At 69.0% G+C, this 23,756-nt stretch carries 23 protein-coding genes, 1 tRNA gene and 1 pseudogene; 12 read left to right on the top strand and 13 right to left on the bottom strand.

Translation table 11 applies throughout. The annotated features are described in order from the left end of the window. Positions 1-236 precede the first annotated feature (236 nt). Together ACFWI9_RS03535 and xerC are read left to right on the top strand one after the other, a co-directional pair. A complete protein-coding gene (locus ACFWI9_RS03535; protein WP_387158814.1) occupies positions 237-446 on the top strand; it encodes a helix-turn-helix domain-containing protein in 210 nt (69 codons plus the stop codon). Positions 447-520: 74 nt separating this feature from the next. Further along, the gene (gene xerC, locus ACFWI9_RS03530) at positions 521-1,726 is read left to right on the top strand and encodes a tyrosine recombinase XerC (protein ID WP_387158812.1); all 1,206 of its coding nucleotides are present in this window, start codon (positions 521-523) and stop codon (positions 1,724-1,726) included. 83 nt (positions 1,727-1,809) lie between these two features. Here the strand turns inward: xerC and ACFWI9_RS03525 are convergent. The 4 genes from ACFWI9_RS03525 to ACFWI9_RS03510 form a co-directional block, all read right to left on the bottom strand. Further along, positions 1,810-1,883, bottom strand: a tRNA-Pro gene (locus ACFWI9_RS03525). 135 nt (positions 1,884-2,018) lie between these two features. Beyond that, entirely contained in the window at positions 2,019-2,948 is a 930-nt protein-coding gene (locus ACFWI9_RS03520) for a metallophosphoesterase (RefSeq protein WP_387158810.1), read from the bottom strand. Beyond that, positions 2,843-4,195, bottom strand: a complete 1,353-nt coding sequence (locus tag ACFWI9_RS03515; RefSeq protein ID WP_387158809.1) for a glycosyltransferase 87 family protein — start codon at positions 4,193-4,195, stop codon at positions 2,843-2,845. Before ACFWI9_RS03515 ends, ACFWI9_RS03520 begins: the two co-directional genes overlap by 106 nt. Next, positions 4,192-4,551: a hypothetical protein gene (locus tag ACFWI9_RS03510; RefSeq protein ID WP_387158808.1), complete on the bottom strand. Its 360-nt coding sequence runs from the start codon at positions 4,549-4,551 to the stop codon at positions 4,192-4,194. The genes ACFWI9_RS03515 and ACFWI9_RS03510 overlap by 4 nt, the downstream gene beginning before the upstream one ends. Positions 4,552-4,814: 263 nt before the next feature. On the opposite strand from ACFWI9_RS03510, the gene ACFWI9_RS03505 reads away from it, so the two are divergent. Then, positions 4,815-5,279: a GatB/YqeY domain-containing protein gene (locus ACFWI9_RS03505; RefSeq protein WP_387158806.1), complete on the top strand. Its 465-nt coding sequence runs from the start codon at positions 4,815-4,817 to the stop codon at positions 5,277-5,279. A gap of 81 nt (positions 5,280-5,360) precedes the next feature. Here ACFWI9_RS03505 and ACFWI9_RS03500 read toward each other — a convergent pair whose 3' ends face one another. Beyond that, positions 5,361-7,661, bottom strand: coding sequence for a transglycosylase domain-containing protein (locus ACFWI9_RS03500; protein ID WP_387158805.1), 2,301 nt, complete (start codon positions 7,659-7,661; stop codon positions 5,361-5,363). Positions 7,662-8,304: 643 nt separating this feature from the next. On the opposite strand from ACFWI9_RS03500, the gene ACFWI9_RS03495 reads away from it, so the two are divergent. Further along, positions 8,305-8,649 carry a WhiB family transcriptional regulator gene (locus ACFWI9_RS03495; RefSeq protein WP_387158803.1) on the top strand — a complete coding sequence of 115 codons (345 nt, stop codon included), beginning with the start codon at positions 8,305-8,307 and terminating at the stop codon, positions 8,647-8,649. A 57-nt stretch (positions 8,650-8,706) separates the two neighbouring features. Here the strand turns inward: ACFWI9_RS03495 and ACFWI9_RS03490 are convergent, their stop codons facing one another. Both ACFWI9_RS03490 and ACFWI9_RS03485 read right to left on the bottom strand, forming a co-directional pair. Beyond that, complete coding sequence (locus ACFWI9_RS03490; protein WP_387158802.1) at positions 8,707-9,999, bottom strand: ArsA family ATPase; 1,293 nt, start codon at positions 9,997-9,999, stop codon at positions 8,707-8,709. 14 nt (positions 10,000-10,013) lie between these two features. Further along, entirely contained in the window at positions 10,014-11,102 is a 1,089-nt protein-coding gene (locus ACFWI9_RS03485; protein WP_387158800.1) for an ArsA family ATPase, read from the bottom strand. An 846-nt stretch (positions 11,103-11,948) separates the two neighbouring features. Here ACFWI9_RS03485 and ACFWI9_RS03480 point away from each other — a divergent pair. From ACFWI9_RS03480 to ACFWI9_RS03460, 5 genes are all read left to right on the top strand, one after another. Next, the gene (locus ACFWI9_RS03480) at positions 11,949-12,107 is read left to right on the top strand and encodes a DUF4177 domain-containing protein (RefSeq protein WP_073492664.1); all 159 of its coding nucleotides are present in this window, start codon (positions 11,949-11,951) and stop codon (positions 12,105-12,107) included. After that, the gene (locus ACFWI9_RS03475; RefSeq protein ID WP_387158798.1) at positions 12,107-12,583 is read left to right on the top strand and encodes a RidA family protein; all 477 of its coding nucleotides are present in this window, start codon (positions 12,107-12,109) and stop codon (positions 12,581-12,583) included. The genes ACFWI9_RS03480 and ACFWI9_RS03475 overlap by 1 nt, the downstream gene beginning before the upstream one ends. A 194-nt stretch (positions 12,584-12,777) precedes the next feature. Further along, positions 12,778-13,671, top strand: a complete 894-nt coding sequence (locus ACFWI9_RS03470) for an NUDIX hydrolase (protein WP_387158796.1) — start codon at positions 12,778-12,780, stop codon at positions 13,669-13,671. After that, entirely contained in the window at positions 13,668-14,504 is an 837-nt protein-coding gene (locus tag ACFWI9_RS03465) for an MBL fold metallo-hydrolase (RefSeq protein WP_387158794.1), read from the top strand. The genes ACFWI9_RS03470 and ACFWI9_RS03465 overlap by 4 nt, the downstream gene beginning before the upstream one ends. A 107-nt stretch (positions 14,505-14,611) precedes the next feature. Beyond that, entirely contained in the window at positions 14,612-15,499 is an 888-nt protein-coding gene (locus ACFWI9_RS03460) for a prohibitin family protein (protein WP_387158792.1), read from the top strand. Positions 15,500-15,620: 121 nt separating this feature from the next. Here ACFWI9_RS03460 and ACFWI9_RS03455 read toward each other — a convergent pair whose 3' ends face one another. Further along, positions 15,621-16,295, bottom strand: a complete 675-nt coding sequence (locus ACFWI9_RS03455; RefSeq protein WP_017947815.1) for a Crp/Fnr family transcriptional regulator — start codon at positions 16,293-16,295, stop codon at positions 15,621-15,623. 319 nt (positions 16,296-16,614) lie between these two features. Here ACFWI9_RS03455 and nth point away from each other — a divergent pair, with 319 nt between their 5' ends. The 3 genes from nth (at position 16,615) to ACFWI9_RS03440 (ending at position 19,629) form a co-directional block, all read left to right on the top strand. Further along, the gene (nth, locus tag ACFWI9_RS03450; protein ID WP_387158791.1) at positions 16,615-17,490 is read left to right on the top strand and encodes an endonuclease III; all 876 of its coding nucleotides are present in this window, start codon (positions 16,615-16,617) and stop codon (positions 17,488-17,490) included. Between the two features lie 127 nt (positions 17,491-17,617). Continuing rightward, the gene (locus ACFWI9_RS03445; RefSeq protein WP_387158790.1) at positions 17,618-18,313 is read left to right on the top strand and encodes an NUDIX hydrolase; all 696 of its coding nucleotides are present in this window, start codon (positions 17,618-17,620) and stop codon (positions 18,311-18,313) included. A gap of 116 nt (positions 18,314-18,429) precedes the next feature. Beyond that, a complete protein-coding gene (locus tag ACFWI9_RS03440; protein ID WP_387158789.1) occupies positions 18,430-19,629 on the top strand; it encodes a MarP family serine protease in 1,200 nt (399 codons plus the stop codon). Between the two features lie 121 nt (positions 19,630-19,750). On the opposite strand, the gene ACFWI9_RS03435 is transcribed toward ACFWI9_RS03440, so the two are convergent. The 5 genes and pseudogenes from ACFWI9_RS03435 to ACFWI9_RS03415 form a co-directional block, all read right to left on the bottom strand. Next, complete coding sequence (locus ACFWI9_RS03435) at positions 19,751-19,930, bottom strand: hypothetical protein (RefSeq protein ID WP_387158788.1); 180 nt, start codon at positions 19,928-19,930, stop codon at positions 19,751-19,753. Positions 19,931-20,086: 156 nt separating this feature from the next. After that, positions 20,087-21,058 (bottom strand): alpha/beta fold hydrolase, encoded by a 972-nt coding sequence (locus ACFWI9_RS03430; protein WP_387158787.1) that lies wholly within the window; start codon positions 21,056-21,058, stop codon positions 20,087-20,089. Next, on the bottom strand, positions 21,055-21,570 hold the full coding sequence (locus ACFWI9_RS03425; RefSeq protein WP_387158785.1) for a phage holin family protein: 516 nt from the start codon (positions 21,568-21,570) through the stop codon (positions 21,055-21,057). The genes ACFWI9_RS03430 and ACFWI9_RS03425 overlap by 4 nt, the downstream gene beginning before the upstream one ends. Positions 21,571-21,697: 127 nt before the next feature. Then, positions 21,698-23,119, bottom strand: coding sequence for a Na+/H+ antiporter NhaA (nhaA, locus tag ACFWI9_RS03420; RefSeq protein WP_387158784.1), 1,422 nt, complete (start codon positions 23,117-23,119; stop codon positions 21,698-21,700). 245 nt (positions 23,120-23,364) lie between these two features. Further along, a pseudogene (locus ACFWI9_RS03415) lies at positions 23,365-23,658 on the bottom strand (acetyl-coenzyme A synthetase); the annotation flags it as partial. Positions 23,659-23,756: the final 98 nt, after the last annotated feature.

The raw sequence follows: 23,756 nt of genomic DNA, 5'->3' as shown, positions 1-23,756 counted from the left end.
CTGACCTCGTCCGGTGGTGGGGCAAAGCGTGTCTCACCCCCACACCTCACCCGGCCGCGCGCGGGGGGGCGGCCCCGGGGCGGGGCGCGGCGCCCGCGGCTCCATCCGCTACCGCTACCTCTATCCGCTACCTCGATCATGCCCCTGACCAGGGCGGTAGCGGAGGTAGCGGAAGTAGCGGACCTGACAGGGAGGGGCCCGGAGGCTCCGACCCCTTGCCGAGGAGGCAACGCCGCATGGCCACCGCTGCTGACCCTGCCGAACAGCTCCTCTACCGCCCCGAAGAGGCGGCCAAGGCTCTCCGGATCGGACGTTCGATGGTCTACGAGGAGATACGCCTCGGACGACTTCAGACCGTCCGCATCGGCCGCCGTCGTCTCGTGCCGCCGGAGTACATCGAGCGGTACGTCGAACTCCTCAAGCGCGAGGCAGAGGCCATCGCCTGAGCCCTCAACAGCCCAGTTCCCCAGGGCCGCGCCCGTCAGGGCGCGGCCCTGTCCTATTGGAGGCACAACAGAACATGACCGAGACCCCGAAGTGTGCCCAAAGGGCTGGTCACGGCGCGGACACCATCTATTGGGACTCCGCTAAGAAGAGCTACGTCGGAGCCGTCTCCCTGGGGTACGCCCCGAACGGTAAGCGCCGTCGACCGAAGGTGTACGGCAAGACCAAGACCGAAGTCCGTCAGAAGATCCGGGACTTGAAGAAGGAGGTACAGACCGGCGTCAAGGCTCCGGTCAACTACACCGTGACCGACGCAGTGAACGACTGGTTGGAGCGCGGACTGAAGGGGCGCGACGCGAAGGGCACTATCGGCAAGAACCGCTCGATGGCGAACAAGCACCTGATCCCGTTCATCGGCAAGGCCAAGCTCAAGGAACTCAGCGCAGACGACGTTGACGACTGGTTGGACGACAGGGCCGAATTCCTCGCGACGCGAAGCCTGCGTGACCTGCTCGCCATTCTGCGCCGCTCCATCGCGCACGCTCAGCGCAGGGACAAGGCCGCGCGGAACGTCGCCCTACTCGTCACCGCACCGGAGGGGCGCCCCGGCCGACCGAGCAAGGCGCTGAACCTGGAGCAGGCGAAAGCCGTGCTCACCGCTGCGCGTCCGTCACGGCTGTATGCCTACCTCGTGCTCTCCCTCCTCAGCGGTGTGCGCACGGAAGAGGCGCGGCCCCTCACCTGGGATCACGTCTTTCTGGAGACGACGGACGGCATCCCGCCTCACGTCGCGGTGTGGCGTTCGGTGCGCAAGCACGGTGAGACCAAGACCAGGAAGAGCCGGCGGACCATAGCTCTGCCGAAGCAGGTGGTCGACGTCCTGGAAGAGCACATGCGATGGCAGAAGCAGGAGCGGGCATCGAGAGGGATGGAGTGGAGCCCGACCGGTCGTGTCTTCACGACTCGGAGCGGCGAGCCGCTGGACGCGGCCAACGTCCGGCGAGACTTCAAGGCCATCGTGAAGAAGGCAGGACTGAAGCCTGAGTGGACCCCGCGGGAGCTCCGGCACAGCTTTGTGTCCCTGCTCTCCGACCACGGCATCCCGCTGGAGCGGATCGCGCTCTTGGTCGGTCACAGCAGTCAGGCGACCACAGAGGCGGTCTACCGGAAGCAGCTCCGGCCTGTGATCACGCAGGGCGCCGAAGCAATGGACGACATCTTCGCCGAAGATCAGAAAGGGGAGGCTGCGGCGGACGACGAAGAGGGCGACGCGGTGGCCTGATCAAAATCGTTTGGCCCCCTGTTTGGCCCCCCGGGCATGACAGAGGCCATGTACCGAATTCGGTACATGGCCTCTGACCAGTGTCGGGGTGGCGGGATTTGAACCCACGACCTCTTCGTCCCGAACGAAGCGCGCTGCCAAGCTGCGCTACACCCCGATGTCGCTCGCTCTCGCGGCGACGTCGATTACTTTAGCCCACCCGCGCCCGGAGACGAAATCCGGTTTTCCGGACCACCCCCGGGGGGCGACGCCGTAGCTCCCGCTCGGCTCGTCAGGCCTCCCGGGGGAGGGGCTACGCCTGCGGGGTAAGGGTCAGAAGGGTGGCCTCCGGAGGGCAGGCGAAGCGGAACGGGGTGTAGCGATTGGCGCCGCAGCCTGCGGAGACGTGGAGATAGGCGGTACGGCCCGTGGACGTGTGGGTGGACAGGCCCCTGGCGCGGTCCGTGTCGAGGTCGCAGTTGGTGACCAGGGCGCCGTAGAAGGGGACGCGGAGCTGGCCACCGTGGGTGTGGCCGGCGAGGATCAGGGGGTAGCCGTCGGCTGTGAAGGAGTCCAGGGAGCGCAGGTAGGGGGCGTGGACGATGGCCATGGAGAAGTCGGCGTCCTGGGCCGGGCCGCCGGCGACGTGGGCGTAGCGGTCGCGTTTGATGTGGGGGTCGTCCAGGCCGGTGAAGGCGAGCTCGATGCCGCCGTCCAGCTTGAGCCGGGCCCGTGCGTTGCTCAGGCCCAGCCAGCCCGCCGCGTCGAAGGCGTCGCGCATGTCCTCCCACGGGTTGTGCACGACGCCGACCGCAGGTGCGTTGCCGTTGAGACCGTGCCTGCCCTGGACCTTCTCGAGCAGGTAGCGGGCGGGGTTGCGCAGCTTCGGGCCGTAGTAGTCGTTCGAGCCGAAGACGTAGACGCCGGGGAAGTCGAAGAGCGGGCCCAGCGCGTCCAGGACCTCGGGAACGCCCTCGGTGTCCGAGAGGTTGTCGCCGGTGTTGACCACGAGGTCGGGACGCAGGCCGGCCAGTGACTGGAGCCAGGCGCGCTTCTTGTACTGGCCGCACACCATGTGGATGTCGGAGACCTGGAGTACGCGCAGCGGGCGCATCCCGTGGGGCAGGACCGGGACCGTTACACGCCGGAGCCGGAAGGCGCGTGCTTCGATTCCGGCGGAGTAGGCGAGTCCAGCGGCGCCGACGGCTGTGATGGCGAGGGGGACTCCGTATCGTGCGCGCATACAGCCATCGTCGCAGACAGGTCCATGTGGTCATACGACCCGGGTCGCCCGGGCTCGTGTCCTTCCCGGACCGCGCGGAAGGGAAGCAGGAGCAGCAGGGCGAACGAGATCCACACGTACGCGTTGCTGCCGACGATCCCCGGGATGCCGCCCTGGTTGTACCGCCACATCCAGACGAGGCTGCTGCACAGCAACGCGTAGCTGGCGGCGGCGGCGAGCAGCAGTCGTTTGCGCCGTTCGCCGCCCGGGGCCGAGCGCAGCCCCGTGTCCGCGAGCACCGCGATGGCTGGGATCAGCCACACCAGGTGATGCACCCAGGTGACAGGGCTCACCAGGCAGGCGGTGATGCCCGTCAGGGCGAAGCCGGCCAGTTCGTCACCACTCGCGACGGCGCGCCGGGCGCGCCAGACCCACAGGGAGAGCAGCATTACGACACCGACGGCCCAGATGGCGCGGCTGGGCTCGGCGAACGGCTCGGTGAGCCGGGCCAGCATGCCTTGCCAGGACTGGTTCGATACGAAGGCGAGCGAACCGACGCGGTCGGTGTTCCACATCGCCTCGGTCCAGAACGTCCGTGACGCCTCCCGGTCCGCCCAGGCGGCGAGTACGGTCGCGCCGCCCGCGACCGCGATCGCCGTACCGGCCGCCCGCAGCCGCCGGGTGACCAGCAGATAGACGATGAAGATGGCGGGGGTGAGTTTGATCGCCGCGGCGAGCCCGATACCGAGGCCCGCCAGCCGCCGCAGCCCGCGCGTCCGCGCGGTGGGTGAGGTGAGCAGCCAGGCGTCGCCGAGGACGAGGGCCAGCAACAGCAGATTGACCTGCCCGAAGCTCGCGGTGTCGCGTACCGGCTCCATCCAGGCGAAGAGGCAGGCCAGCACCGCGTACGCGAACCATCTGGTCCAGCGCTCGCGGCGGATGGTGGCATCGGCGCAGATATAGAGGATGACAGCCCCCGCCACGATGTTCAGGGACTGGCTGATCGCTATGGCGCTGTACCAGTCGACCACCATCATCGGCACCATGACGAGCGCCGCGAAGGGCGGGTAGGTGAAGCCGTAGTGCGTGCCCGGCTTGAGGTAGTCGTAGATCCGGCCGCCGTCTCCCCAGTAGCCGATGGTGCCGTAGTAGACCTTGAGATCGAACCAGTGGCGATGCAGCGGCAGGAAGACCAGGAAGGCCGCGACGGCGGCGGCGAGGGCAAGTCCTGTGGAGACCCTGCCCAGGGCGGTGGACGGCGGTCTCATGCGGGGCTCCCCAGCAGTTCGGTACGGCGGCACGGTCCTGAGGAACCCCGGGCGGTGGACCGGTGGTCGCACCGCAGCACGAGTGCGGCTGCCGCGCCGCCGGCTGTGAGCGACACATGGGGTCGGTCCTGTGCGGAGCGGCTCGGTGGTACGGCGAGCGCCGGCACACCGCTTGCCGCGGCTGCGGCGCGACGCAGCCGTACCGAGCCGTTGGGCGCGGCGGCGGCGATCAGGAACAGACCCCACAGTACATACCAGGGCCGCACCGCCGGTCCGGGGAGGGCGATTGCGGTCGGGGGCGGGCCGAGCACGTAAACCGGGCGGCGTGGACGGAGCCGCCGCCAGAAGGCGATCACGGCGAGCACCGTAGCCGCGATACGGGCTGAGTGCCAGGCTCGAGCGGTGAATTCCGCGAAGCCGCGGGGCGGCGTTCCGCAGCTTCGCGGGACCGGGTGCGTGCGGTCGGCTCGTGGGCGGTGCCGCACCTCGCGCCAGGCGGTTGCGCACATCGGACACAGCGGCTGACCGGCAAGACCCTGGGGGCAGTGGCTGGCGCCGACCGCTGAGCGGGGCGGAATATGCGGGCGCCGTAGGGCGCGTACCTGCCACAATCAAGGGCATGACCACGCTCAAGTCCAAGCTTCACGATGACCTTACCGAGGCGATCAGGGCGCGCGATGAGCTGCGCTCGTCGACGCTCCGGCTGACCCTTGCCGCGATCACCAAGGAGGAGGTCGCGGGCAAGGAGGCACGCGAGCTCTCCGATGACGAGGTGCAGAAGGTGATCGCCAAGGAGGCGAAGAAGCGCCGCGAGGCGGCAGAGGCCTTCAGCCAGGGCGGGCGTACCGAGCAGGCGGAGCGTGAGCGGCAGGAGGGCGAGCTTCTCGACGCCTATCTGCCGAAGCAGCTGTCGGACGACGAGCTGGACGCCATCGTGGCGCAGGCTGTCGGCGAGGCCCGCGCGGCGGGCGCCGAGGGGCCGCGTGCGATGGGTGCCGTCATGAAGATCGTGAACCCCAAGGTGGCAGGCCGTGCCGAGGGCGGCCGGGTCGCCGCGTCGGTCAAGAAGCTGCTGGCGGGTTGATCAACGATCCCGCTTCCACAGGGGTCCTCTACGGAGAAGAAGGGGCGGGAGTGACTCCCGCCCCTTCTCAGTACTCGGTTCTCAGTCGCGTCCGCCGGTGTCGTTGGCCGGCCCGCCGTTCGAGCCTCCGCCGTTCGAGCCCCCGTCGTCCGAACCTCCGCCGTCCACGCCCCCGAAGATGCCGGGCGGAAGGGAGATCCCGGGGATGGGGCCCTGGTCGCCGTCGTCGTCATCACCGCTCCGGTCGCGGTCCCGCTTGCGCCGCTGCCGGTCGTCGCCGTCGCGCTGGTCCTCGTCCCCGTCGCGCGCTTCGCCGCGCGGCAGATCGACGGGCGTGAACGAGGGGGTCTCGGACGCGTCCAACGCCCCGGTCATCGCGATCTTCCAGATCGGGCCCGGCAGACAGCCGCCACACACCTTGTCGTAGTACTGGCCGCCGATCCTGATGTTGAACATCGAGGTCTTCTCGCCGATGTCGTCACCGACCCACACGGCGGTGGCGAGGTTCGGCGTGTAGCCGACGAACCAGGCGTCCTTGCGGTCGTTGGTGGTACCCGTCTTGCCCGCGTTGTCCCGGTCGCTGAGGCCGGCCTGGGTGCCGGTGCCGTCCTCGACCACGCCCTTGAGCATCTGGTTGACGGTGTCCGCCGTCTTCTCGCTCATCGCCCGCGAGCACTGGGACTTCGGCACTTTGAGGCTCTTGCCGTCCGCGGTGGTCACCGACTCGATGGCGACGGGTGAGCAGTAGGTGCCGCGGTTGGCGAAGGTGGCGTAGACGGCGGCCATCGACAGCGGTGTGCTCTCGATGGAGCCGAGGGTGATGGACGGGTTCTCGGGGATCTTCTTTCCGTTGCCCGTCTTGTAGCCGACCTTCTGCGCCATCTCGACCGTCTCGCAGAGCCCGGTCATCTGCTCCAGCTTGGCGAAGTAGGTGTTGATGGACTTGGCGAGCGCGCTCGTCATGTCCCAGCTGCCGGTCTCCGACTCCAGCTCGTTCTGCACGGGCCAGGTGCCGCTCCCGGCAGGAGAGCCCGAGCACTCCGTGAAGGAGTTCATGGGCATGTCGATCTTCCAGCCGCTGGAGAACGACTGCGCCGGGCTGAGCCCCTTCTCCAGTGCCGCCGCCGCCGTGATCGGCTTGAAGGTCGAGCCGACCTGGAAGCCGTAGGTCGTGCCGCCCATCTTGCCGTCAACGGCCAGGTTGAGCACCGTCTCGTGGCGGCTCGTGTCGAGACCGTACGGTCGTGACTGCCCCATCGACAGGATCTTGCCGCTGCCCGGCTCCAGCTGGACCACGGCCGCCGCGACCTTGTCGTCCTTGTTGACCTTGGCCGTGGCCGCCTCGTTGGCCGCCTCCTGGGCCCGCGGGTCGAGCGTGGTCCTGATGGTCAGACCGCCGAGGTCCCACAGCTTCTGGCGCTCCTCCGCCGTCTTTCCGAAGGTCGGATCGGAGAGCACCGTCTTGCGTACGTAGTCACAGAAGAAGCCGGCACCGTCGACGGACGTGATGCAGCCGTTCTTGGGCTTGCTGAGATTGAGCTGGATCGGCTTGGCCTTGGCCTTGTCCGCCTCCTGCTGCGAGATGCTGCGGACATCGGCCATCCGCTGCAGCACGGTGTTGCGCCGAAGCGTCGCGGTCTTCTCGTTGTTGACCGGGTCGTAAATGCTCGGGGACTGCACGATACCCGCGAGCAGGGCCGCCTCCTCCAGGTTCAGGTCCTTGGCGGACTTGGAGAAGTAGCGCTTGGAGGCCGCCTCGACGCCGTACGCCTGCTGGCCGAAGAAGGTGATGTTGAGATAGTTCTCAAGGATCTTCTTCTTCCCGAGCTCCTTCTCGACCTGGATCGCGTACTTGAGCTCGCGGACCTTGCGGCCGATGGTCTGCTGGGTGGCCTGGGCGACCTTGGTGGGGTCGTCGCCGGCCTCCTCGATGAAGACGTTCTTGACGTACTGCTGGGTGAGGGTGGAGCCGCCCTGCTTGACGCCGCCGCCCTGGGCGTTCGTGTTGGCCGCGCGGAGCAGGCCCTTGGGGTCGACCGCGCCGTGCTGGTAGAAGCGCGCGTCCTCGATCGCGACGATCGCCCGCTGCATATGGGGTGAGATGTCCTTGAGTGGGACGACCGTGCGGTTACGGGAGTAGACGGTGGCGATCTGGCCGCCCTCGGCGTCCAGGATGGTGGTGCGCTGGCTGAGCGGGGGCGTCTTCATATTGGAGGGAATCGTGTCGAATCCCTCGACCGTACCCTTGGCCGCGAGCCCCAGTGCGCCTGCGGCGGGCAGGGCGAGGCCTGCCAGCACAGCTCCGGAGAGCACGCTGACGCCGATGAACTTGGCGGCCTGCTGGGTCCCTGTCAGACCTCCGCCCGAGCGCTTGTTTGCCATGAGGGGCAGCCTAATCTGTCGCGGGAGGCATGCCCCAGGAGCGGGGGCCTCTGAGGGTGTTCGAGTACCAGACCGTGACATCCGAGGCCAGGAGGATCCGGGTTTGCGTGGCTCGAACGCGCAGCGGAGCGCTTGGTGCCTCGGCGCGGGCAGGGTGGGGGCCGTGCGCCCGCCGGGGCGGGGCGGCGTGGGGGCGGCGCCTTGCGAGCGGGCGGCGCCTGTACGCGGCTATATGCGGCCGACGACGGTGACACGTGCGATCAGTGGCACCTGTGTTCCCATTCTCCGGACGGGCGGAGAGGTATTGGCCTAAGCTGCTCTCAACTGTCACAGCAATGTGGTCGCGTATCAATACCCCCCGCCGTCCCCTGTGACACCTTCAAGGTGCGCTCAAGTTATTCCCAGCCCATTCCTGGGCGCGCCTTCGTGAAAGTCGGGCCGAATGCCTGAATAGTCGCTTATGCCCTGCGCTCACTCCCCTGGGTGATCTGCCGCGTACCCATAGTCCGTTCGGGCCATTCAAGATTGGGCCCGAAGGGGGTGTTGCGCTGTGCCCGCCTTCCGTAACGTCCTCAACTGGCAGCGGTGAATATGCCGCTTGCCGCCGTGGGGGAGCCTCGATTCGGGAGAGGACGGCGCCGGAATGGGCTGGGTAACCGACTGGAGTGCGCAGGCAGCCTGCCGCACTACCGATCCGGATGAACTGTTCGTGCAAGGAGCGGCGCAGAACAGGGCCAAGGCAGTGTGTACCGGTTGCCCGGTGCGCACCGAGTGCCTGGCTGATGCGCTCGATAATCGCGTCGAGTTCGGCGTTTGGGGCGGAATGACCGAGCGGGAGCGGCGCGCACTGCTGCGACGGCGTCCCACCGTCACCTCCTGGCGCAGGCTTCTTGAGACCGCTCGTACCGAGTACGAGCGGAGCGCGGGCCTCCTGCCCGTGGGCTTGGAGGACGACGAGACGTACGAGTCGTACGCGGCAGTGGGATAGGTCGGGTCAGACCCGTCGGGTCGGCTGGGGACTGGGCGCCGCCGTAGCCGGTAAGCGCTAGCTCGCGGCTACGGACGGAGAGCCGGACGGAGAACCGCCGGTCGCGAGCCGCTCACCGATGGTCCGGAGCCCCGCGAGGTCGTGAACATCGCCAGGCAGGGCAGCCACTTGAGCCACCGCGACATCCGGATAGAGCGCCCTGAAGCGATCGTGTGTCCGCTGCTCTCGGGCAAGTACCTGCATCCGTTCGGCATGCAGACGCAGTAGACCCGCTGTCAGTTGTGCGGTGGGCGTGCGTACGGGTGAGTCATCGGGCTGCTTGGACTCCACGGCGGGAGAGGTGGGAGAGGTACCCGTGGAGCCACGAAGACGAGTCTTCCCGGGCTTCTGATCCACAATGCCGCCCTCGTCAAGATTTTCTGCGGCGGTGAGCGCCCGCTCCGCTGAGAGTCCGGCAGCGCCGCTCCCATGGACCCGGTTGAGGACCAGCCCCGCCAGCGGCATCTCCTCCGCCGCCAGCCGCTCCACGAAGTACGCCGCCTCGCGCAGTGCGTCCCGCTCCGGAGCGGCGACCACCAGGAACGCGGTACCGGGCGCCTGGAGGAGGCGGTACGTGGCATCGGCGCGGGTGCGGAAGCCGCCGAACATCGTGTCCATGGCGGCGACGAAAGTCTGCACGTCTCGGAGCAGCTGACCACCCAGCAGCTTTCCGATGGTGCCGGTCATTATCGACATGCCGACATTCAGGAACTTCATCCCGGCCCGGCCGCCCATCTTCGCCGGGGTCATCAGCAGCTTGATGAACTTCCCGTCCAGGAACGACCCGAGCCGTTTCGGCGCGTCCAGGAAGTCCAACGCCGAACGTGACGGAGGAGTGTCGACCACGATCAGGTCCCACTCGTCGCTGGCGCGGAGCTGTCCGAGTTTCTCCATCGCCATGTATTCCTGGGTGCCCGCGAACCCGGCCGACAGGGACTGGTAGAAGGGGTTCTCCAGGATCGCGCGGGCCCGCGCCGGATCCGAGTGCGCCTCGACGATCTCGTCGAAGGTCCGCTTCATGTCGAGCATCATCGCGTACAACTCACCCTCGCCCTTGATGCCGTCCACCTGACGGGGGGTGTTGTCGAGCAGATCGATGCCCATCGACTGGGCAAGCCTGCGTGCAGGGTCGATGGTCAGCACGACCGCCTTGCGGCCGCGCTCCGCAGCGCGCACGCCCAGGGCCGCCGCGGTCGTGGTCTTGCCCACGCCACCCGCGCCGCAGCACACGATGATGCGGGTGCCCGGGTCATCGAGCAGCGGATCGATGGCGAGCGGCGGCCCGTCTTCCATGGCGCTGCCGTGAGTCATGGGCGCCGGCGTCATCATCCGTTCTCCCTGTTCTCTCCAGCATCCCTTGCGGACCCGGCGGACCCGGCGTTCGTCGTGCCGTCGTGGTTCCCGCTGCCTCCGGAGGAGGTGGCGCTGTCCCCGTCCTCGTTCACGCCTTGCTTCCGCAGTTCGGTGGCGAGGTGGTACAGCCCTGCGATGTCGACACCTTCGCTCAGCAGCGGCAGTTCAAACGTGGGCCGGCCCAGCGAACCGAGCATGGCGCGCTGCTCGCGCTCCAGTTCCACGCGCTGCGCGTGCTCGGCCGCCTGATCCAGCAGAGGGCCGACCAGTCCGGCGGCCCCGCCCACCCCTGCCGCGGTCAGCGACTTGGCGATGTCCTTGCGGCGGTCGGCGGTCGCAGCCGTACGGACCGCCTCCTCGTCGAGGATGTGCGGTCGCACCATGTTGACGATGACGTTCCCGGTAGGGAGGTCGGCTTCGCGTAGCTCGGCGATGCCGTCCGCGGTCTCCTGGACGGGCATCTCCTCCAGCAGGGTCACCAAGTGGACTGCGGTTTCCGGAGACTTGAGGACCCGCATCACGGCCTGGGCCTGATTGTGTATCGGGCCGATCTTGGCCAGTCCCGCCACCTCGTCATTGACGTTCAGGAAGCGGGTGATCCGGCCGGTGGGCGGAGCGTCCATGATCACGTAGTCGTACGCGTAACGGCCTGGGCCGTTCTTCGAGTCGGCGGTGCGCCGGCGCACCGCCTCACAGGCCTTGCCGGTCAGCAGTACGTCCCGGACACCGGGTGCCACGGTGGTGGCGAAGTCGATCGCACCGAGCTTCTTCAGCGCCCGGCCCGCGGACCCCAGCTTGTAGAACATCTGGAGGTAGTCGAGCAGGGCCCGCTCGGCGTCGATGGCCAGCGCGAACACCTCGCCGCCGCCCGGAGCGACCGCGATCTTGCGTTCCTCGTACGGCAAGGCATCCGTCTCGAAGAGCTGCGCGATGCCCTGTCTGCCCTCGACCTCCACGAGAAGCGTGCGCTTGCCCTCGGTCGCGAGGGCGAGCGCGAGGGCTGCGGCGACCGTCGTCTTACCGGTACCGCCCTTGCCGCTGACGACCTGAAGCCTGCTCACGCCTTCGAGCCTAATTCCTTGCCAAGCGCTCCGGTGGCTCCGGGTGGGGATCAGCGGGGTGTTCGAGTGGTGAGCTTCGTTACGCGTTCTTCGAGCTGGGCTTGTAAAGCCTCTGGTGAGAACGCGCGGGCCTCCGGGATGGAGTCATCCATCACCTGCCGACGGGTGAAGAACGAACGTCTCAACCATGCCGGCTGCCTCTGGGCCTTAGCCGCGCTTCCGCTATGCGCAACCTCTTCAATCGCCGGGCCGGCCAGCTCTGCCACTGCTCCAGCACGGCCAACGCTATGACGAGGCACTGGCCTTCCGGCCTCGTCGAAGGCTGCCGAAACAGTCGCCGCATAGGTCACGGCCGGTCAGACAGCGGGAGGACGCACTCAGGGCGCGAGGCGTTCCCCGGCGGCAAGCTCGCGCCAGCTCGGGGGAGCCGGATCACCTCGTGGCCCCTCCTCGTCTGAGGCTTTCCCTTGCGCTGCTGATCGAGCAGTCGGCAAAGCTGCACGGCCCCAGTCACCCACTTGACGGCTTGGGGCCATGAGGCGTCTGACCAGTCAGCCCGCGCCCTGCGCACGCGGCGCCCGCGGACTGCGTCACGTGGGGGCGCATCGATGTCCGCACTCGTACGTTCGCACGCGGCGGATCCGCACGCCGATGTCCGTACGCGGATGTCCGCAGGCCGATGTCCGCACGCCCAGGTGTGCAAGCGGAGATCGGCTGGGATTCACTGGAGACTCGCGGAGCCCGGAGGTCCACCGGGACCCGAGACCCCCGAGCGCCGGCGGGACCCGGGTTTCCTTGTGGTCCCGCGTCACAAGACCACGCACGCGGGCGGCTACAGTCGCCTCCATGACCAAGTGGGAATACGCGACCGTGCCCCTTCTCGTGCACGCGACCAAGCAGATCCTGGACACCTGGGGCGAGGACGGCTGGGAGCTCGTCCAGGTCGTCCCCGGGCCGAACAACCCCGAGCAGCTCGTGGCCTACCTGAAGCGGGAGAGGGCCTGATGGCCGGGGCGGGCGCCGTAGAGGCGAAGCTCGCCGAGCTGGGCCTCACACTTCCGGAGGTCGTCCCGCCGCTCGCCGCCTACCAGCCGGCCGTGCAGTCCGGGCCGTATGTCTACACCTCGGGGCAGCTGCCCATGGTGGAGGGCAAGCTCCCGGTCACAGGCAAGGTCGGTGCCGAGGTGACTGCGGAGGAGGCCAAGGAGCTGGCGGCCACCTGCGCGCTCAACGCGCTGGCCGCCGTGAAGTCCGTCGCCGGCAGCCTGGACCGCATCGCTCGGGTGGTGAAGGTCGTCGGCTTCGTCGCCTCCGCCTCCGACTTCACCGGCCAGCCCGCTGTCATCAACGGTGCCAGCGAGCTGCTCGGGGCGGTGCTCGGGGACAAGGGCGTGCACGCGCGGAGCGCGGTGGGCGTGGCGGTGCTGCCGCTGGACTCCCCGGTCGAGGTCGAGGTTCAGGTCGAACTCGTCCAGGACTGAAGCCGGGCCTGAAGCCATGCGCTGAGGCCGGTACTGAGCCCAGGGCTGAGTCCAGGCATCAGGCCAAGCCCCGGGCCGAGTCTGAGTCCGGGAGTGCCGAGCAGTACGGAGGGGCGCCCGGTAGCGGGCGCCCCTCGTTCCGCGCGGAGCGGTTACCCCTCGAACATCCACGCGTGAGCGCATAGCATCCGCCCATGTCCAATGGTCAGTGGTACCCACCGGAATGGCCCGAGCGGATCAGGGCACTCGCCGCCGGAGAGCTCACCGCCGTGAGCCCGAAGCGCGCGGCGACCGTCATGCTGCTCAAGGACACTTCCGAGGGCGTGTACGTCCACATGCTGCGCCGCCGCGCCTCCATGGCCTTCGCCGGAGGCGCGTACGCCTATCCGGGTGGCGGGGTGGACGAGCGCGACGCCCGTCCGGTCCGCTGGGCGGGTCCTTCCCTGGCCGAGTGGGCGGCCGACCTCGGTGTCGAGGACGAGGCGACGGCGCAGTCCATCGTCTGCGCTGCGGTACGCGAGACCTACGAAGAGGCGGGCGTCCTGCTCGCCGGAGAGACCCCGGATACGGTCATCGGGGACACCACGGGCGACGACTGGGAGGCTGACCGGGCGGCGCTGGTCAACAGGGAGCTCGGCTTCGCCGAGTTCCTGGACCGCAGGGGCCTGGTGCTGCGCTCGGATCTGCTGGGCGCCTGGGCTCGCTGGATCACGCCTGAGTTCGAGACGCGCCGCTTCGACACATGGTTCTTCGTCGCCGCCCTCCCGCAGGGCCAGCGCACCCGGAACGCCTCGACGGAGGCCGACCGTACGGTCTGGATCAGGCCCGTCGACGCCGCCGCCGGGTACGACAAGGGCGAACTGCTGATGATGCCGCCGACGATCGCCACCCTGCGAGTGCTCGGACGGTACGCAGCCGTCGCGGACGCACTTGAGGCGGCGGCAGGGCAGGACCTCACGCCCGTACTGGCACAGGCACGGCTGGTGGCGGGTGAGGTGGTGCTGAGCTGGCCGGGCCACGACGAGTTCACCAAGCACATCCCCGTTGTTCCTGCCGGTCCCGACGCCCCGGCTGGAGGCACCCGATGAGTGATGCCGCAGCCCTCCCCGGTCAGCCGCGCGGTGTCGTCGTGTCCGGGCCGGCGACCGCGCGCGCGATCAACGTCCTGGCTCCCAACGCCTCCGCGATGACCCTGGACGGCACCAACACCTGGATCGTCGCCGAGCCGGACTCCGAGCTCGCGATCGTCATCGACCCCGGCCCACTGGACGACACGCACCTGCGGAATGTCATCGCGACGGCCGAGAACGCGGGGAAGCGGGTCGCACTGACCCTGCTGACGCATGGGCATTCGGACCACGCGGAGGGCGCGGGCAGGTTTGCGGAGCTGACCGGTACGAAGGTGCGTGCCCTGGACCCGGCGCTGCGCCTCGGTGACGAGGGGCTCGCGGCGGGCGACGTGATCCGCACCGGCGGTCTGGAGCTGAGGGTGGTCCCGACGCCCGGCCACACCGCGGATTCTCTCTGCTTCCATCTGCCCGCCGATCGTGCCGTCCTGACCGGCGACACGATCCTGGGACGTGGCACGACGATGGTCGCCCATCCCGACGGGCGTCTCGGCGACTACCTCGATTCGCTGCGACGACTGCGCTCCCTGGCCGTCGACGACGGTGTGCACACGGTCCTTCCGGGGCATGGTCCGGTCCTGGAGGACGCGCAGGGTGCGGTGGAGTTCTACCTCGCCCACCGCGCACATCGCCTCGCCCAGGTCGAGACGGCCGTGGAGAACGGCCATGAGACGGCGCCCGACGTGGTGGCGCATGTGTACGCCGATGTGGACCGTTCGCTGTGGCCGGCCGCCGAGCTCTCTGTGCGGGCGCAGCTCGAATATCTGCGGGAGCACGGCCTGATCCCGGACTGACGCCGAGCACCGAAACCCCCTTCGACGGAGACCCCCTCTGGGCTGCGGCCAGGACGTGCCTTACGCTCCGCTTACTTTCGGCATTTCATCCCTGGGGGGAAATCGCGGTGTTCGTCCTGTTCATCCTGCTCGTCATCGCCGCCGTGGTGTTGTACGTGGTCTCCCGCGGCAACAGCGGCCGCCGCGGGCTCAAGATCGGCGCCGCCGCCGCGCTGATAGCCGGCCTGTTCGCAGGCATCACCAGCTGTGTCTATGTCGTCAGCGCGTACGAGGTCGGCGTGCCCGTGACCTTCGGCAAGGTCGACTCGCCGCTGACCTCCGGTATGCACCTGAGGTCGCCGTTCACCAGCGTCACGACCTTCTCCACCCGCCCGGTCGACCTCAACCTCTCCGACAAGGACGTGGTCGAGGTGCGCTCCAGCCAGGGTGGCGTCATGTACGTGGAGGTGACCGTGAAATGGGCGGTGACGCCCGCGAAGGCGGTGGAGCTCTACCGGCTGGCAGGCAGCGAGGGTGCCATCCAGCAGCGACTCGTCTATCCGGACAGCCGGGAGATCGTCCGCAATGTGTTCGCCCGTTACACGAGCGAGCAGGGCTACGCCTCGGCCCGGGAGAAGATCAACACGGAGATCGGCGACCTGATCAAGGAGCGGCTGGCTCCTCGCGGAATCGACGTGACCACGGTCAACCTGCGCAATGTGAAGCCGTCGGACAGCCTCCAGGACCAGATCGACCGCAAGATCCAGCAGGAGCAGGCCACGGAGCGGGCCACCGAGGCGGCGCGTACCGCCAAGGCGGAGGCGGAGCGCCGCCGAATCGAGGCAGAGGGCATCGCCAAGGCGAACAAGATCCTCAATGACTCGCTCTCGGACAAGGTGATCATGAACCAGTGCATCGAGGCTTTCCGGGAAGCCGCGGCGAAGAACCCCGTCTACGCGGTGCCGTGCGGCAGCGGTGGTGGAACGCCGGTGATCGTCGACGGTACGAAGCGCTGATCCCGGTCCCGAAACAAGCGTGAGGGCGCTCTTCGGACGGATCGTCCGGGGAGCGCCCCCTTGCATGCTTCGAGGAGCCGGCGCCGTTCCGGCAGGCAATCCGCCTGCCGGGACGGAAGGGCTAGCGTGAGCGCTTCGCGAGGCGCTCCACGTCCAGCAGGATCACGGCGCGCGCCTCAAGGCGCAGCCAGCCGCGCTGGGCGAAGTCGGCCAGAGCCTTGTTCACGGTCTCGCGGGAGGCGCCGACGAGCTGGGCCAGCTCCTCCTGGGTCAGGTCGTGCACGACGTGGATGCCTTCCTCCGACTGCACGCCGAAGCGGCGCGACAGGTCGAGGAGGGCGCGGGCGACGCGGCCCGGGACATCGGAGAAGACCAGGTCGGACATCTGGTCGTTGGTCTTGCGCAGTCGGCGCGCGACGGCGCGCAGCAGGGCCGTGGCCACCTCGGGGCGGGCGTTCAGCCAGGGCTGGAGGTCGCCGTGGCCGAGACCGAGCAGCTTGACCTCGGTCAGCGCGGTGGCCGTGGCCGTACGGGGGCCCGGGTCGAACAGCGAGAGTTCGCCGATCAGCTCCCCGGGGCCGAGCACCGCCAGCATGTTCTCGCGGCCGTCGGGCGAGGTGCGGTGCAGCTTGACCTTGCCCTCGGTGACCACGTACAGCCGATCGCCGGGGTCGCCCTCGTGGAAGAGCGCGTCGCCGCGGGCGAGTGTCACTTCACTCATCGAGGCGCGGAGCTCCGCGGCCTGCTCGTCATCGAGCGCCGCGAAGAGCGGGGCGCGCCGCAGAACGTCGTCCACGAGTTCTCTCCTTGTCGACCTGCTCAGGGGACGGTGGTCCCCATGATGCCGCACAGCAAAACAGTGCGATCGATCACAAGGATCCATCACAAGTCTGACGCACCGGCGTGTCCTGTTGTGCTTCAGGGGTCGATTCGGGTGGTGATCGGCGGCACCCGGGGCGGATGTCGGCGGCGGCCCTTAGGCTGGCCGGGTGTCCAATTCGCCGGTGAGAGTGCAGGCCAAGGGGGCCGGAAGAGTGTCAGGGGAGCAGGATTCCGCTGTGGGCGAACACGATTCCCTTCAGTCGACAAACGTAGCAAAAGGGGCAAAGCGGAAGTTGTCTTCCTCTGGCGAGGCTCCCGTGGTCCCAGCCGCCCAGACGGCGGCTCCAGATGCCCAAGCGGCCCCGGCAGGTCCGGCGACCACAGCGCGCAAAGCCGCGGCGAAGCCGGAGTCGCGGCTGGCGATGGTCCGGCGCGCCCGCCGTATCAATCGCGAGCTGGCCGAGGTCTATCCGTACGCCCACCCCGAGCTGGACTTCCGGAACCCCTTCGAGTTGCTGGTGGCGACGGTCCTGTCCGCCCAGACCACCGACCTGCGCGTCAATCAGACGACCCCCGCGCTCTTCGCCCGGTACCCCGCGCCTGAGGACATGGCCGCTGCCGTACCGGAGGAGTTGGAGGAGCTGATCCGGCCCACCGGCTTCTTCCGCGCCAAGGCGAAGTCTCTGATCGGCCTGTCCAAGGCCCTGCGTGACGACTTCGGCGGCGAGGTCCCGGGTCGTCTCGAGGACCTGGTGAAGCTTCCGGGTGTGGGCCGCAAGACGGCGTTCGTGGTCCTGGGGAACGCCTATGGCGTGCCCGGGATCACCGTGGACACCCACTTCATGCGGCTCGCCCGCCGCTGGAAATGGACCACCCAGGAGGATCCGGTCAAGATCGAAGCCGAGATCGCTGCCATCTTCCCCAAGAGCGAGTGGACGATGCTCTCCCACCGGGTCATCTTCCATGGCCGCCGTATCTGCCACGCCCGCAAGCCGGCCTGCGGCGCCTGTCCGATCACCCACCTGTGCCCGTCGTACGGCGAGGGCGAGACGGACCCGGAGAAGGCGAAGAAGCTGCTCAAGTACGAGATGGGCGGCCATCCCGGCCAGCGGCTGAACCCTCCGCCGGACTACCCCGGCAAGCCCGCGCCGCCGCTGGGTGCCTCATGACACAGCCCGGCGCCGCGCCCCGCCCGCGCGGGGCCCGGTCCCGGTGCCGCCGCCCCGGCCGCGGCCTGACATGCGGGGTCAGGAACGATCCCGGAAGCGGTACGCGTTGCACACCACGGGGGTGCTCATGACACGCACGGACGAGATGTACGACGGCGAGTTGGCCGTGACGAGCGACGGCCTGCCCGATTGGCTGCTCCCGGTGGCCGAGGCCGCCAGGACGGTCGCTCCGGAGCAGCTCAGCCGCTATCTGCCGCCGGACGGCGGCGGCGGTCGCCAGTCCGCTGTGCTGGTTCTCTTCGGCGAGGGCCCGCAGGGGCCCGAGCTGCTGCTGATGGAGCGTGCCAGCAGTCTTCGCTCGCACGCCGGGCAGCCCTCCTTCCCCGGGGGCGCGCTCGATCCCGTGGACGGCGACCCGGCCACGTCAGGTCCGCTGCGCGCTGCCCTGCGCGAGGCCGAGGAGGAGACGGGGCTTGACCCGGCGGGCGTGCAGCTCTTCGCGGTGCTGCCCCGCCTCTACATCCCGGTGAGCGGATTCGTTGTCGCACCCGTCCTCGGCTGGTGGCGCGAGCCGAGTCCGGTCGCTGCCGTCGACCCCGCGGAGACCGCCCGGGTGTTCACCGTTCCCGTGGCGGATCTCACGAATCCGGCAAATCGTGCCACCGCCGTCCACCCCAGCGGCTTCCGAGGCCCTGCGTTCCTGGTCGCGTCCGCTCTGGTCTGGGGTTTTACGGCGGGAGTGATCGACCGGATCCTGCACTTCGCCGGCTGGGAGCGCCCCTGGGACCGCGGAAAGCAGGTCCCGCTCGATTGGGGGCCATGAGACCGTGGCCCGTATGCCAATCCGGGGAGGCTCCCTGGACTTGCCCGACTCCCTGGACCCGGACCCCAACCCAGCCGGACGGAGCGCCGGACGACGAAACTGCGAGGCAAACGACGGTGAACGTGCTGGACATCCTGCTGCTCGTGGCAGCCGTGTGGTTCGCGATCGTCGGGTACCGCCAGGGATTCGTCGTCGGCATCCTCTCGGTGATCGGGTTCCTCGGCGGTGGGCTCATCGCGGTCTACCTGCTGCCGGTCGTGTGGGACCAGCTCACCAATGAGGCGGAGGTCTCCACGACAGCCGCTATCGTCGCCGTCGTGATCGTGATCGTCTTCGCCTCGGTCGGGCAGGCCTTCACCACCCACCTGGGCAACAAGCTGCGCCGTCACATCACCTGGTCGCCGGCGCGCGCCTTGGACGCGACGGGCGGCGCGCTCGTCAACGTCGTGGCGATGCTCCTGGTCGCGTGGCTCATCGGCTCCGCCGTCGCGGGCACCTCCCTGCCGACACTCGGCAAGGAGGTCCGCAACTCGAAGGTCCTCTTCGGCGTCTCCGAGGTGCTGCCGGCCGAGGCCGCCACCTGGACGAAGGACTTCTCCTCCGTCCTCGCGCAGAACGGCTTCCCGCAGGTCTTCAGCCCGTTCGCCAAGGAGCCCATCACCGAGGTCCGCGCGCCCGACCCGGCCCTCGCCGACAGCCCGGTGGCGGCACGGGCCCAGCGCTCCATCGTGAAGGTCGTCGGTACGGCCACGAGCTGCAACAAGGTCCTGGAAGGCACCGGCTTCGTGTTCGCCGACCGCCGGGTCATGACCAACGCGCATGTCGTGGGCGGTGTGGACGAGCCGACCGTCCAGATAGGCGGAAAGGGCCGGCTCTACGACGCGAAGGTCGTCCTCTACGACTGGCAGCGTGACATCGCCGTACTCGACGTCCCTGACCTCAAGGCCGCGCCACTGCCGTTCACCGGGACCGACGCCCGTACGGGTGATGGCGCGATCGTCGCCGGCTTCCCCCAGAACGGCGGGTACGACGTGCGGTCGGCCAGGGTCAGGGGCCGGATCGATGCCGACGGACCCGACATCTACCGCAGGGGCGAGGTGCGCCGCGACGTCTACTCGCTGTTCACGACCGTCCGTGAAGGCAACTCGGGAGGGCCGCTACTCACCCCGGAGGGTGAGGTGTACGGGGTGATCTTCGCCCGGTCGCGTGACGACGCCAACACCGGCTACGCGTTGACGGCCGACGAGATCCGCGATGACATCACACGCGGTGCCAGGGCCAATCAGGAGGTGGACAGCCAGGGCTGCGCCTTGTGACGGACGCCGCCGGGGCAGCCGCCTCACGGAGCTCCGCGGTAGCCCCGACGACGGGGCCCGTCACTGGCGCAGGGCGCCGTCAGCCTAGGGATGACGCCCTTGCCCCTGCTCCACTGCCTGCTCAGCCGCGAGGGTGCCGGAGCCGCGCCGAGACCCAGCGGGCCCGGCGGCGGAGGATACGCGGGATGCCGAGCCGGGGGTCGTGGCCCTGCGTTTGTGAGCCGCCCCTCTCGTAGCCGATCGGCGCGGAGGCCGAGCGGGAGTTGCGTGCTGCGTCACCGTAGTCGTGCGTCCAGCCCATACCCCGACGTGTGCCCGGGCCCCAAGGTCGGTAATCGCATCTGGGCCCGCCAATTGGCCTATGCGCGCGGCAATACCCGTTCGTCGTACGAGTGTTCGCCGGTAGCCCGCCGGTAGCCCGCCGGTAGCCCGCTGACAACCCGCCAGGTCGGCCGGGTCAGCGGTCGGGCTCGGGGTCCTTGAGCCAGCCGATGAGCTCCTTGGAGAACGCCACCGGGTCCTCCTCGTGGGGGAAGTGGCCGAGGCCGTCGAAGAGCCGCCAGCGGTACGGCGCCTCGACGTACTGCCCTGATCCCGCGGCGCTGCGCGTACGCATCGCCGGATCCAGGGAGCCGTGCAGATGGAGCGTCGGCACCCGTACCGGTCGTTTCATCCGGCGGTAGAACTGGACGCCGTCCGGGCGGGCGAGCGACCGCACCATCCAGCGGTAGGGCTCGATCGAGCAGTGCGCCGTCGACGGAATGCACATCGCCCGCCGATACACCTCGATCGCCTCGTCGTCCGGCTGCCGGGGCCCGGACCAGTCGCGGATCAGACGGCCCGCCAGGTCCGCGTCATCAGCTACGAGTTGACGTTCCGGCAGCCATGGCCGCTGGAAGCCCCAGATATACGAACCTGCGCGGGTCTGCGCGAAGTCGCCGAGCATCGACGAGCGCCAGCGGCGGGGATGGGGCATCGACGAGACCGCGAGCCGGCGCACCAGCTTGGGGCGCATCACCGCGGCGGTCCAGGCGAGATAGCCGCCCAGACCGTGCCCGACGAGCGCGGCGTCCGGCTCGCCCAGCGAACGCACCACACCGGTGATGTCCAGAGCGAGGTTCGCGGGGTCGTACCCCCGCGGAGTGCGGTCGCTGCCACCCACACCGCGCAGATCCATGGCCACCGCCCGGAACCCCGCGTCGGCGAGCGTCGTCAGCTGATGCCGCCAGGTCCACCAGAACTGCGGGAACCCGTGCAGGAGCAGCACCAGCGGCCCGTCGCCCAGCTCGGCGATATGGAAGCGCGCACCATTGGCCGCGACGTCTCGATGGGTCCAGGGACCCTCGATGCGCACCGGGCCGCCGGCAGTGCCCGCGCCGTTGCCGAGGCCGTTGCCGGGGTCCTCAGGGCTTGTTTCAGGGTCCGTCATGCGGATGAGCGTGCCACAACGGCGGAGGAGTCCTGGTCCTGACGGGGGTGCGGCTTGACGTTCCCCAGCACCGCGGCGGTCTGCTTCGCCGAGGCGATCGACCTCTCCGGTGGCTTGACCTTCTTGAACTTGGAGGTGGCGAGCAGCGCCAGCAGCCCCGCGAGCAGCAGGAACGCCGCTCCCACGATCAGAAACGACCAGGCGAGGCCGAGGCCCAGATTGTGGATGCCGTAGGCGGCGGCGAAGCTCAGTACCGGAAGCGAGAAAAGCGCCAGCACCCCCGCGATGGAGAGGGCCGCACCACCGGTCACCCCGCGCTTGACGTCCCGGCGGAGCTCCGCCTTGGCCAGGGCGATCTCGTCGTGCACCAGGGCCGACATCTCGGCGGTCGCCGTCGCGACCAGCTGCCCGAGGGTCCGGTCAGGGCCGATCAGCCGGACCGGGCCGACCGTGTCGCCGGTGACTTCGACGGTGCCGGCGGTCTTCGGCGCGCCGCTGCCGGGGTCGCTCATCGCTGACTCCCTCTTCATCATTGTTTGTGCTTCGGTTTCGGTTTGGGTCGTCTCTGCTGTGTTACTGCGCGACTGCGTCGTGTCTGCTCGTCCACGCATGCGCGTACCGCTGGGATCTGCTGTCAGATCATGCCGGACTGTCGCCATCGCCGCGCGATGCCCCCGCCAGTTCCGCCTTGCGGCGGTGTTCCGCGGCCTTCGCCTCGTAGATCGCGGCCATCCTCAGGTGGTACTCGGGCTTGCCTTGCTCGTAGATGTCGGGGATGCCGTCGTGGTCGTCGTCGCGCTCCTCCTCCTCGTACAGCGCCTGGTAGGTGCGTACCCGCAGCTTCAGCAGTACACAGGCGAAGACGGCGGCGATGACCGAGCCGGCCAGGACCGCGGCCTTGACCGCCTCCATCAGGTCGGTGTCGGCGGCGAAGGCGAGCTCGCCGATGAGCAGTGAGACCGTGAAGCCGATACCCGCCAGTGAGGCGACGGCGAAGACATCGGCCCAGGCCAGGTGCTCGTTGAGTTCGGCCTTGGTGAAGCGGGCGGCGAGCCAGGTGCCGCCGAAGATGCCGATGGTCTTGCCGACCACAAGGCCGAGGACCACGCCGAGGGTCTCCGGTCTGGTGAAGACCGCGTGGAGCGCCCCGCCCGAGACGCTGACGCCTGCTGAGAACAGGGCGAACAGCGGGACGGCGAGTCCGGCCGAGACCGGTCGTACGAGATGCTCGATGTGCTCGCCGGGGGAGTGGGCCTCGCCTTCGTGCCTGGTGCAGCGCAGCATCAGACCCATCGCTACCCCGGCGATGGTGGCGTGGACGCCGCTGTTGTACATCAGGCCCCAGATCACCAGGGCCAGGGGCACGTACACGTACCACCCGCGTACACCCTTGCGTAGCAGTAGCCAGAAGACGCCCAGGCCCACGAACGCCCCGCCCAGCGCGGCGAAGTCCAGGCCCTCGGTGAAGAAGACCGCGATGATCAGGATGGCGAACAGGTCGTCGACGACGGCGAGGGTGAGTAGGAAGGCACGTACGGCTGAGGGGAGCGAGGTGCCGATGACAGCCAGCACGGCGAGGGCGAAGGCGATGTCGGTCGCGGTGGGCACCGCCCAGCCTGCCGTGGAGCCGCCGCCCGCGATGTTGACCAGGGTGTAGACGAGGGCGGGCACGGCCATCCCGCAGACGGCGGCGATGACGGGGAGCGCGGCCGCCCTGGGGTCGCGCAGCTCGCCGGCGACCAGCTCCCGTTTGAGTTCGATACCGGCGACGAAGAAGAAGATGGCGAGCAGTCCGTCTGCCGCCCAGTGCTCCACGGAAAGGTCGAGGCCGAGTGCCGCAGGGCCGAAATGGAAGTCGCTGACGGCATCGTAGGAGGCGCCCGACGTGTTCGCCCAGATGACGGCGGCGACCGCGGCGGCAAGGAGGAGGATGCCGCCGACGGTCTCGGCGCGCAGTGTCTCCGCCAGGTGGTTCCGCTCGGGGAGGGAGAGCCGTCCGAGGAACTTGCGCGGCCCGGAGGCGGGGGTGGTGGGCGTCGGGGTGGGTGGGGGCGCGGCCACGGGGTGGAGACCTCCGGTCGGATAGGCAGGGCGAAGCACATGCCGACCAGACTTCCCGGCGCACCTGGGGTTCTTGCTGCGTCGCTGACGCAGTCGTTACCTTACCTAAGAAGTCGCTACTTCACCTAAGAAGCGGCCCTGGTGCGCGAGGGCGTATCCGGTGATCTTCACCCTAGGCGCAAAAGGGGCACCCGGCTCGTCGCTCCGGGTGCCCCGCGGAAGGGAATCGGCTGACGCGGCCGGGCTCAGTCCTCCGAACGCGCGCTGGGCAGCTTGGACTGGATGAGGTCCATGACGGTGGAGTCGGTGAGGGTGGTGACGTCGCCGAGCTGCCGGTTCTCCGCGACATCACGGAGCAGACGGCGCATGATCTTTCCCGATCGGGTCTTCGGGAGCTCCGCGACGGGGAGGATCCGCTTGGGCTTGGCGATGGGGCCGAGGGTGGCGCTGACATGGTCGCGCAGCTCGGCGGTGAGGCCCTCGTCCTCCTGCGCGGTGCCACGCAGGATCACAAAGGCGACGATGGCCTGGCCGGTGGTGGGGGGGGGGGGGGGGGCGGCCCCGGCGGGGGGGGCCCGGGGGGGGGGGCCCCGCGCGCGGTGGGCCGAGCGGGGGGGTGGTGTGTGTGCGGGGAACA

Origin of the sequence: Streptomyces sp. NPDC127084 (assembly GCF_042724175.1) — a bacterium.
Taxonomy (GTDB): domain Bacteria; phylum Actinomycetota; class Actinomycetes; order Streptomycetales; family Streptomycetaceae; genus Streptomyces.
This window is presented reverse-complemented; position numbering and strand designations above follow the sequence as displayed.

Coding starts and splice junctions, on each gene's coding strand:
- ACFWI9_RS03535 (WP_387158814.1), top strand. CDS start 237: ATGGCCACCGCTGCTGACCCTGCCGAACAGCTCCTCTACCGCCCCGAA.
- xerC (WP_387158812.1), top strand. CDS start 521: ATGACCGAGACCCCGAAGTGTGCCCAAAGGGCTGGTCACGGCGCGGAC.
- ACFWI9_RS03520 (WP_387158810.1), bottom strand. CDS start 2,948: ATGCGCGCACGATACGGAGTCCCCCTCGCCATCACAGCCGTCGGCGCC.
- ACFWI9_RS03515 (WP_387158809.1), bottom strand. CDS start 4,195: ATGAGACCGCCGTCCACCGCCCTGGGCAGGGTCTCCACAGGACTTGCC.
- ACFWI9_RS03505 (WP_387158806.1), top strand. CDS start 4,815: ATGACCACGCTCAAGTCCAAGCTTCACGATGACCTTACCGAGGCGATC.
- ACFWI9_RS03500 (WP_387158805.1), bottom strand. CDS start 7,661: ATGGCAAACAAGCGCTCGGGCGGAGGTCTGACAGGGACCCAGCAGGCC.
- ACFWI9_RS03495 (WP_387158803.1), top strand. CDS start 8,305: ATGGGCTGGGTAACCGACTGGAGTGCGCAGGCAGCCTGCCGCACTACC.
- ACFWI9_RS03490 (WP_387158802.1), bottom strand. CDS start 9,999: ATGACTCACGGCAGCGCCATGGAAGACGGGCCGCCGCTCGCCATCGAT.
- ACFWI9_RS03480 (WP_073492664.1), top strand. CDS start 11,949: ATGACCAAGTGGGAATACGCGACCGTGCCCCTTCTCGTGCACGCGACC.
- ACFWI9_RS03475 (WP_387158798.1), top strand. CDS start 12,107: ATGGCCGGGGCGGGCGCCGTAGAGGCGAAGCTCGCCGAGCTGGGCCTC.
- ACFWI9_RS03470 (WP_387158796.1), top strand. CDS start 12,778: ATGTCCAATGGTCAGTGGTACCCACCGGAATGGCCCGAGCGGATCAGG.
- ACFWI9_RS03465 (WP_387158794.1), top strand. CDS start 13,668: ATGAGTGATGCCGCAGCCCTCCCCGGTCAGCCGCGCGGTGTCGTCGTG.
- ACFWI9_RS03445 (WP_387158790.1), top strand. CDS start 17,618: ATGACACGCACGGACGAGATGTACGACGGCGAGTTGGCCGTGACGAGC.
- ACFWI9_RS03435 (WP_387158788.1), bottom strand. CDS start 19,930: ATGGGCTGGACGCACGACTACGGTGACGCAGCACGCAACTCCCGCTCG.
- ACFWI9_RS03430 (WP_387158787.1), bottom strand. CDS start 21,058: ATGACGGACCCTGAAACAAGCCCTGAGGACCCCGGCAACGGCCTCGGC.
- ACFWI9_RS03425 (WP_387158785.1), bottom strand. CDS start 21,570: ATGAGCGACCCCGGCAGCGGCGCGCCGAAGACCGCCGGCACCGTCGAA.